Raw genomic sequence first — 8437 nt, forward strand, 5'->3', positions numbered from 1 at the left:
TCGAGGCCTAGACATCGCTCAGCGGGTTGGTTCTTCCCCCCACCCGCCCGATTGCGGTGGTCGTCCCACCCACCCGCCCGTTTTGACCTTCGGTCGGACCCCGGCTCCGCCGGGTGGGTATCGCTCGGAATGGCCCGCCGCTTTGGCGCCGGTACGGTGAGGACTCTTCACCTGCGTTAACGGCGAGGAGTGACCTACCAGGCTTTGCCGGTCAGGCGTTCGTACGCCTCGACGTAACGCGCTCGGGTGGCGTCCACGATCCCGGTGGGGATCTCGGGCGCCGGGGACTGCTTGTCCCAGTCCGTGCCGGTGGCCCAGTCGCGGACGAACTGCTTGTCGTAGGCGTGCTGGGGACGCCCCGGCTCCCAGTCGGCGAGTGGCCAGAACCGGGAGGAGTCGGAGGTGAGCAGCTCGTCCCCGAGGGTGAGCGTGCCCGCCGCGTCCAGCCCGAACTCCAGCTTGGTGTCGGCGATGATGATGCCGCGCTCACGGGCCAGCTCGGCCCCGCGCCGGTAGACCTCCAGGGTCAGGCGGCGCAGCTCGGCGGCCAGCTCGGGCCCCTGCTCGGCGGTCACCTCCTCGAAGGTGATGAACTCGTCGTGCGCCCCGAGCTGGGCCTTGGTGGTCGGCGTGAAGATGGCCTCGGGCAGCCGGGAGCCCTCGGCCAGCCCCGGCGGCAGCGGCACCCCGGAGACCGCGCCGTCGCGCTGGTACTCCTTGAGGCCCATACCGGCCAGATAACCCCGGGCGATGCACTCCACGGGGATCATGTCCAGCCGCCGGCAGCGCACCGCCCGCCCGGCGAACTCGGCGGGCACGTCGGTGGCCGAGATGACGTGGTTGGGCACCACGTCGGCGAGCTGCTCGAACCACCAGAGCGAGAGCTGGGTGAGGATCTTGCCTTTGTCCGGGATCGGGGTGGGCAGGATCACGTCGTACACCGAGACGCGGTCGGAGGCGACCAGGATGATGTCCCCCCGATCCTCGTAGACGTCGCGCACCTTCCCGGAGTGGATCAGCTTCACGGTTGTCCCTTACTCGATGGATCTCCGTGGCCAGCCTAGAGGGGCCTGTTCAGTGCGGCGCGATGGGTGGTGCTGTACCGCGAAACGGCGAACATCGCGGTTGATTCGCGCATCTAACAGAAGGAGAAGAAACACCCTCGAACCATAGGAATCGACATGAATCGCCGAAACGTACTCGCGCTGGTTCCCGTCGTCCTGGTCGCCGCGGCCTGCGGCACCCAGGGCGACCTGGTACCCGAGTTCAGCAAGGTCGCTCACACCACGCCCGTGGTGCAGGCGACCCCCGTACCCACCAGCACGGCCGAAGTCACCGTAAAACGGGAATGGACCGTTCCCGCCCTCGTCACCGGCGTCCGGTACGCCCGGCACAAGGGCTTCGACCGGGTCGTGATCGACCTCAAGAAGGCCATGCCCGGCTACACCGCCCGCTGGGTGAAGAAGCTGACCTACGACGGCTCCGGCAACCCGGTCAAGGCCAAGGGCAAGGCGTACCTGAGCCTCACGCTGGCCTGGGCGCGGGCGCACGACGAGAACACCGCCAAACCCACCTGGAAGGGCGGGCCGATCTTCAAAGCCGATCTGGGCAACATCACCCACGTGGTGAACACCGGCGACTTCGAAGGCCAGGTCGGCGTGGGCCTGGTGCTCAAGCGGAAGGCGGCCTTCCGGATCACCGAACTGAAGAAGCCGTATCGCCTGGTCATCGACGTCGCGCACTGAAACCCCCCGGCAGGAAATCGGCAAACTCTGCTACATCGCCGTTTTCGCAGGTGGCGATAGGATGCCGGGATGAGCCAGCCCACGCTTGAGCAGATCAGGCAGGCCCCGAAGGTGCTCCTCCACGACCACCTCGACGGGGGCCTCCGGACCGAGACGATCATCGACCTGGCCCGTGACTCCGGGTACGGCAAGCTGCCCTCCACCGATCCCGCCAACCTGGCCACCTGGTTCCAGGAAGCGGCGAACTCCGGATCGCTGGAACGCTACCTGGAGACCTTCGAGCACACGTTCGGCGTGATGCAGAGCCGGGAGGCGCTGATCCGGTGCGCGGCCGAGTGCGCCGAGGACCTCGCCGCCGACGGCGTGGTCTACGCCGAGGTGCGGTACGCGCCGGAGCTGCACATCTCCGGCGGGCTCAGCCTGGACGAGGTGGTCGAGGCCGTCAACGAGGGGTTCCGGCAGGGTTCGGCAGGCCGGAACATCCGGGTCGGCGCGCTGCTGACCGCCATGCGCCACCAGGCCAGGTCCATGGAGATCGCCGAACTGGCGGTCCGCTACCGCGACGTCGGCGTGGTCGGCTTCGACATCGCCGGGGCCGAGGCGGGTTACCCTCCCACCCGCCACCTCGACGCCTTCGAGTACCTCCAGCGCGAGAACGCGCACTTCACCATCCACGCGGGCGAGGGCTTCGGGCTGCCCTCCATCTGGCAGGCCCTCCAGTGGTGCGGCGCCGACCGGCTCGGCCACGGGGTCCGCATCATCGACGACATCGCGGTCTCCGCCGACGGCGAGGCCAAGCTCGGCCGGCTGGCCGCCTACGTCCGGGACAAGCGCATCCCGCTGGAGATGGCCCCCACCTCCAACCTGCAGACCGGCGCCGCCGCCTCGATCGCCGAGCACCCGATCGGCCTGCTCCGCCGCCTCTACTTCCGGGTCACCGTCAACACCGACAACCGACTGATGAGCGCCACCTCGGTCTCCCTGGAGTTCGCCAAGCTGGTGGAGGCGTTCGGGTACGACTGGGACGATCTCCAGTGGTTCACGGTCAACGCCATGAAGTCGGCCTTCATCCCGTTCGACGAGCGGCTGGCGCTGATCAACGGCGTGATCAAGCCGGGGTTCGCCCAGCTCAAGTGGCGCTCATGATCTACCGGTCGAGGCTGGCCTGGGTGCTCGGCTGGGTCTGGCTGGCCTTCGCCGCGGTGAACATCGCCGACCTGGTGATCCGCGGCACGATGCCGGTCGCCCTGGTGGTGGGCGCCGTGCTCGGGGTGATCACCTACCTGGTCTTCATGATGTCGCTGCGCCCCGCCACCATCACCGAGGAGGGCGGGGTCCGGATCAGGAACCCGTTCCGGACCGTCTTCGTGCCCTGGAACAAGGTGGACGAGGTGCAGGTCAGCAGCGCGATCACCATCCAGGCGGGCGACCTGGAGGTGCGCTGCTGGACCCCGCAGCCCACCGCCCGGGAGCGGGCCAAGGCGAGCCGGCGGGGCACGAGCACCGGCGGCCGCCCCAGCCGGTACCCCCGCACCGAGCCGGTCCGGTCCAAGGCCGAGCAGGCCGCGCTGGACGCGATGGCCGGCCGTACCCACGCGGACTGGGTGGCCGAGCAGATCCGCGACCTGTCGGCCAAACGGGGGCGCACCGCCACCGGCGAGACCACCGTCACCTGGTCGCCGTACGCGCTGGCCGCCTCGGCCGCGACCGTCGTGCTGGTGGTCGCGGCCGTGATCGCGGCGCTCTAGGCGCTCTGGCCGTTCTGGCCGGCTTCCAGGCCGAGGGCTCGGGCCAGGTCGGACTTGAGCGCGGCCAGTTCGGCGGTGGCGCGTTCCCTGGCCTGCGCCACCTCGCCGGTGACCGGGACGACCACCTCCAGGTAGCACTTGAGCTTGGGTTCGGTGCCGCTGGGGCGGACCACGATCCTGGCCCCGCCGGACAGGCGGTAGCGGAGGCCGTCGGTGGGCGGCAGCTCCGCCGAGCCCGTCGCCAGATCCTCGGCTGACTCGACCGTCCGCCCGCCGAGCTCGGCAGGGGGTGCGGCGCGCAGGCGGTCCATCGCGCGGGTGATCTCGGACAGGTCCGCCACCCGGGCGGAGAGCTGGGCGGTGGCGTGCAGGCCGTACCGGCGGGCCTGGTCGTCCAGCAGGTCGATCAGCGTGCGGCCGTCCCGTCTGGCCTGGGCGGCGATGGCGCCGATGGTGAGCGCGGCGCCGATGCCGTCCTTGTCGTGCACGGGCAGCCCGGCGTCGGAGCCGACGCTGTAGCCGAGGGCCTCCTCGTAGCCGTACACCAGGCCGGGACCGGCCTTCATGATCCACTTGAAGCCGGTGAGCGTCTCCCGGCATACCACCCCGTGCTCGGCGGCGATCTTCCCGAGCAGCGAGGAGGACACGATGGTGGTGGCCACCAGCCGGTCCGGGTCCGAGGTGTGCCGGAGCACGTGCTCGCCGATCAGGCCGCCCACCTCGTCCCCGGTGAGCATGCGGAACCGCCCGTCCGGCAGCCGCGCCCCCACCGCGCACCGGTCCGCGTCCGGGTCGTTGGCGAGCACGATGTCCGCCTGCACGGCCGGCGCCGAGGCCAGCTCCAGAGCCAGATCCATCGCCCCCGGCTCCTCCGGGTTGGGGAACGCCACGGTGGGGAAGTCCGGATCCGGCCGGACCTGCGCGCCCACCATCATCGGCGACTTGAACCCGGCCTGGATGAACGCCGCCGCCAGCGTGGCCCCGCCCACCCCGTGCAGCGGCGTGTACGCCACCCGCAACTCCCGCGCGTCCCCCAGCGCCAGCCCGCCCACCGCCGTCAGATACGGCTGCACGATGTCGGCGTGCCCGAGCGTCCGCCAGGCGTCCCCCAGGGGCAGCTCATCCACCCGGCCGACCGCGTCGATGGCCCGGGAGATCTCTTCGTCCACCGGCGGCACGATCTGCGTGCCGTCCCCCCAGTAGACCTTGTAGCCGTTGTCCCTGGGCGGGTTGTGCGAGGCGGTCACCATGACCCCGGCGTCGGCGCCCAGGTGCCGCACCGCGAAGGCCAGCACCGGGGTGGGGAAACGGTCGCTCATCAGCGCCACCCGCAGCCCGGCGCCGGTCAGCACCGCCGCGGTGTCCTTGGCGAAGACGTCGGAGTTGTGGCGGGCGTCGAAGCCGACCACCACCAGCCTGCCGGGGCCGAGCACGGCGGCCAGCCCGGCCGCGGCGCGCATCACGGTCACCCGGTTCATACGGTTCGGGCCCGCGCCCAGCTCGCCCCGGAGCCCGGCGGTGCCGAACTCCAGCTTGGCGCCGAACCGGTCACGCAGCGCCGCCTGGTCGTCCAGCAGCGCCGTCAGCTCGGCCCGGGTCGCCGGGTCGGGGTCCTGTGCCAGCCAATCCTTGGCCAGTTGAAGCAGATCGATGGACATCTAGAGCTTGTCCACAACCTGGCCGAGCAGGTCGCCCATGCGCGTGGCGGTGGCCCGGCCCACGGCCAGGACCTCCTCGTGGTTGAGCGGCTCGCCGACCAGCCCCGCCGCCGGGTTGGTCACCAGCGAGACACCGAGCACCTCGGCCCCGGCCTCGCGGGCGGCGATGGCCTCCAGCACGGTGGACATACCGATCATGTCCCCGCCCAGGGTGCGGAGCATGCGGATCTCCGCGGGGGTCTCGTAGGTGGGGCCGCGGAAGGCCACGTACACGCCCTCGGCGAGGGTGGGATCCACCTCGCGGGCGAGCGCGCGCAGGCGGGGCGCGTAGACGTGGGTGAGGTCCAGGAAGGTGGAACCGGTGAGCGGGTTGGCGCCGGTCATGTTGATGTGGTCGCTGATCAGGATCGGCTCGCCCACCCGCTGGGTCTCCGGGCGCAGCCCGCCGGCCGCGTTGGTGAGCACGACCACGCGCACCCCCGTGGCGGCGGCCGTCCGGATGTTGTGCACCACCGGCTCCACGCCGCGCCCCTCGTACAGGTGGGTACGGCCCAGGAAAATCAGGCTGTGCCGCCCGGACGAGGTACGCACGGCACGCACCTTGCCGGCGTGTCCCGCCACGGCAGGGGCGGCGAACCCCGGCAGATCGGTCACCGGGATCTCCGCCACCGTCTCACCGATCGCATCGGCGGCAGGCACCCAGCCCGACCCCATCACCAGGGCCACATCGAAGTCATCCACCCCGGTCCGGCGGCGCAGGACGGCTGCGGCCTCGGTGGCGAGGGAGTACGGATCGTTGCTCACCAGACCGAGGGTACAGAAGCGGTCAACCAGAACCTGGGCCCCCATCTGCCACAAACCGTCACCCACATTTTGTGGCTAGTTGCCTAGGAGTTTGTTGGGCCGGTCCCGATGGCCGGTTCCCGGGCGGGTTTGTAGGGCCGGGTCGTGTGGCTGGTTGTTCAGCTGTTTGTTGGCCCGGATCCTGTGGTTGGTCGCTCAGCGGTTTGCTGGGCCGGGTCGTGTGGCTGGTCGTTCAGCCGTTTGCTGGACCGGGTCCCTTGCCGGTTGCCGAGCGGGTTTGTTGGGCTGGGTCGTGTGTTGGTTGTTCGGCTGTCTGTTGGCCCGGATCCTGTGGTTGGTCGCTTCAGCGGTTGCTGAGCAGGATCTTGCGGTTGGTCGCTTCAGCGGTTGTTGGGCCGGGTCGTGTGGCTGGTTGTTCAGCTGTTTGTTGGGCTGGAACCTGTGGCTAGTTGCCGAGTGACTTGCACGGGCGCTTGCGGAGCGCCGTCACGTAGTCGTCCGGGGCGCCGGCCTTCTCCGCCGAGTCCGCGATGATGCCCAGGTAGCGGGCCGAGGGCAGGCCGCCCTCGTAGGTGTCCAGCACGTAGACCCAGGCGAGCACGTCGCCGTCCAGGGTGGCCACCCGGAGCCGCACCCGGCGGTAGAGTCCCAGCTCGGTGCCGGTCCACCGGTCCAGCGACGGCTCGTCCCACTCGGGCACGTCATAGAGCACCACGAAGACCTGGTCGTCGGGGTCCTCCACGATGGTGGCGAGGGCACCTTCCCAGTGCACGTCCTCCCCACCGAAGGTCAGCCGCCAGCCGACCAGCCACCCGGTTCCCCGCATCGGCGAGTGCGGCGCGCGCTCGGCCATCTGCTTGGGATCCATATTGCTCGCGAAGGCGGCGTAGACAGGCACGGCATACAAGCCTAATCCAAGATCGCCCCGCAAGACCGCGTCATCACCGGGCCATTCCCCGCCACTCCGTTGAACCCCGATCCGGCAACCAATCTTCCGTGCGTCGGAACGACAGCCGACCATCCCAGCGGAGCCGGGCCCGACCGGAGGTCAAACTGGGCTGGGGGGATGGGATTACCTCGGAAACCAAGGGCCTTCCCCCTGAAGTGTGGACACCTTGAGTGCCGGATGATGAAGATCCGGAGACAAGGAGTTCCACGTGAAGTCGTACTCGCCTGAGTTCAGGGCGGACGCTGTCGCGTTGTACCTGTCTGACCCGGCGCGCACCTACGCGTCGGTGGCCAAGGACCTGGGGGTCAACCGGGAAACCCTGCGCCTGTGGGTGCGCCAGGCCCGCAGGGACGGCACCGCCGCGGCGAAGGCGGGGCCGCCCGCCAAGCCGGCGAACGGGCCGGTATCCTCCGACGCCGTGCTGCAAGAGGTGCTGGAAGAGGAGAACAAGCAGCTCCGTGCCCGGATCCGGGAACTGGAGCTGGAGCGCGACATTCTGCGCCGGGCGGCCAAGTATTTCGCGGGCGAGACGAACTGGTGAGCCGCTTTCAGTTCGTCGCCGACCACCGCGACGCCTTCGGGGTCAAGCGGTTGTGCCGGGTTCTTGCCGTCTCCCGCTCCGGCTTCTACCGATGGGCGGGCGCGGCGGCGGCCCGATCGGCACGCGCGGCCGCCGACGCCGCCCTGGCCGAGCGGATCAGGCGCATCCACACCGAGTTCGACGGCACCTACGGCAGTCCGCGGGTGACCGCCGAGTTACGCGCGCAGGGCACGAAGGTCAACCACAAGCGGGTCGAGCGCATCATGCGCGCCTGCGGCATCGCCGGGCTGCACCTGCGCAAGAAGGTGCGCACCACGATCGGCGAGCCCCCGCATCGCAAGGTGCCCGATCTGATCGGGCGGGACTTCACAGCGCCGGCCCCCAACCGGCGCTACGTGGGCGACATCACCTATCTGCCCGTCGAGGACGGGCGGTTCCTGTTCCTGGCGACGGTCTTGGATCTGCACTCGCGGCGTCTGGCGGGCTGGTCGATCGCCGAGCACATGCGCACCGAGCTGGTCATCGACGCGCTGCGCTCGGCCGCCGCCACGCGAGGCGGCCTGGACGGAGCGGTCTTCCACTCCGATCACGGGGTGCAGTACACCTCCGACGCCTTCGCCAGGGTGTGCGCCGAGCTTGGCGTGCGCCAGTCGATGGGCGCCGTGGGCACCAGCGCCGACAACAGCGCCGCCGAGGCGTTCAACGCCACCCTCAAACGCGAGACGCTGCAGGGCGCCAGGCACTGGCCCTCGGCCCGCCAGGCCCGTCTGGAGGTCTTCAAGTGGATCATTCGTTACAACACCCGAAGGAGACATTCCGCCCTGGGCCAGGTCAGCCCAGTGGACTACGAGCAGCAGCCCGATAAGGTGCCAGTCGCCGCATAACAGCCGGTGTCCACACTTCGGGGGGAACCCCCCCAACTACGTGTGGAGCCGGTGCCCGGGGGATTCTGGTTGCCGCGGTTCTCCCACCCACCCGCCCCCTCCATTACC

At 70.0% G+C, this 8437-nt stretch carries 8 protein-coding genes; 4 read left to right on the top strand and 4 right to left on the bottom strand.

Going from position 1 to position 8437, the window contains the following annotated elements:
- Window positions 1–194: 194 nt before the first annotated feature.
- Entirely contained in the window at window positions 195–1025 is an 831-nt protein-coding gene (locus KIP79_RS45575; RefSeq protein WP_214111322.1) for a phosphoribosylaminoimidazolesuccinocarboxamide synthase, read from the bottom strand.
- A 156-nt stretch (window positions 1026–1181) separates the two neighbouring features.
- Between KIP79_RS45575 and KIP79_RS45580 the strand changes: the two genes are divergently transcribed.
- The 3 genes from KIP79_RS45580 (at window position 1182) to KIP79_RS45590 (ending at window position 3493) form a co-directional block, all read left to right on the top strand.
- Window positions 1182–1745, top strand: a complete 564-nt coding sequence (locus KIP79_RS45580; protein WP_214111323.1) for an AMIN-like domain-containing (lipo)protein — start codon at window positions 1182–1184, stop codon at window positions 1743–1745.
- A gap of 69 nt (window positions 1746–1814) precedes the next feature.
- Window positions 1815–2891, top strand: a complete 1077-nt coding sequence (locus KIP79_RS45585; RefSeq protein ID WP_214111324.1) for an adenosine deaminase — start codon at window positions 1815–1817, stop codon at window positions 2889–2891.
- Window positions 2888–3493, top strand: a complete 606-nt coding sequence (locus tag KIP79_RS45590; protein WP_214111325.1) for a PH domain-containing protein — start codon at window positions 2888–2890, stop codon at window positions 3491–3493. The genes KIP79_RS45585 and KIP79_RS45590 overlap by 4 nt, the downstream gene beginning before the upstream one ends.
- Here the strand turns inward: KIP79_RS45590 and KIP79_RS45595 are convergent.
- The 3 genes from KIP79_RS45595 to KIP79_RS45605 all read right to left on the bottom strand — a co-directional run bounded on the left by KIP79_RS45595 (window position 3490) and on the right by KIP79_RS45605 (window position 6853).
- Window positions 3490–5151 carry a phospho-sugar mutase gene (locus KIP79_RS45595; protein ID WP_214111326.1) on the bottom strand — a complete coding sequence of 554 codons (1662 nt, stop codon included), beginning with the start codon at window positions 5149–5151 and terminating at the stop codon, window positions 3490–3492. The genes KIP79_RS45590 and KIP79_RS45595 overlap by 4 nt on opposite strands.
- Window positions 5152–5955, bottom strand: coding sequence for a purine-nucleoside phosphorylase (locus tag KIP79_RS45600; protein ID WP_214111327.1), 804 nt, complete (start codon window positions 5953–5955; stop codon window positions 5152–5154).
- A gap of 445 nt (window positions 5956–6400) precedes the next feature.
- Window positions 6401–6853 carry a gamma-glutamylcyclotransferase family protein gene (locus KIP79_RS45605; protein WP_214111328.1) on the bottom strand — a complete coding sequence of 151 codons (453 nt, stop codon included), beginning with the start codon at window positions 6851–6853 and terminating at the stop codon, window positions 6401–6403.
- Between the two features lie 259 nt (window positions 6854–7112).
- On the opposite strand from KIP79_RS45605, the gene KIP79_RS45610 reads away from it, so the two are divergent.
- Window positions 7113–8329, top strand: a protein-coding gene (locus tag KIP79_RS45610) for an IS3 family transposase (RefSeq protein WP_214111329.1) whose coding sequence is annotated in 2 segments (ribosomal slippage) — window positions 7113–7425 and window positions 7425–8329 — 1218 coding nt in all. Because the reading frame shifts where the segments join, the coding sequence is not laid out codon by codon here.
- Window positions 8330–8437: the final 108 nt, after the last annotated feature.

This window comes from Acrocarpospora catenulata, from assembly GCF_018476525.1.
GTDB lineage: Bacteria > Actinomycetota > Actinomycetes > Streptosporangiales > Streptosporangiaceae > Acrocarpospora > Acrocarpospora catenulata.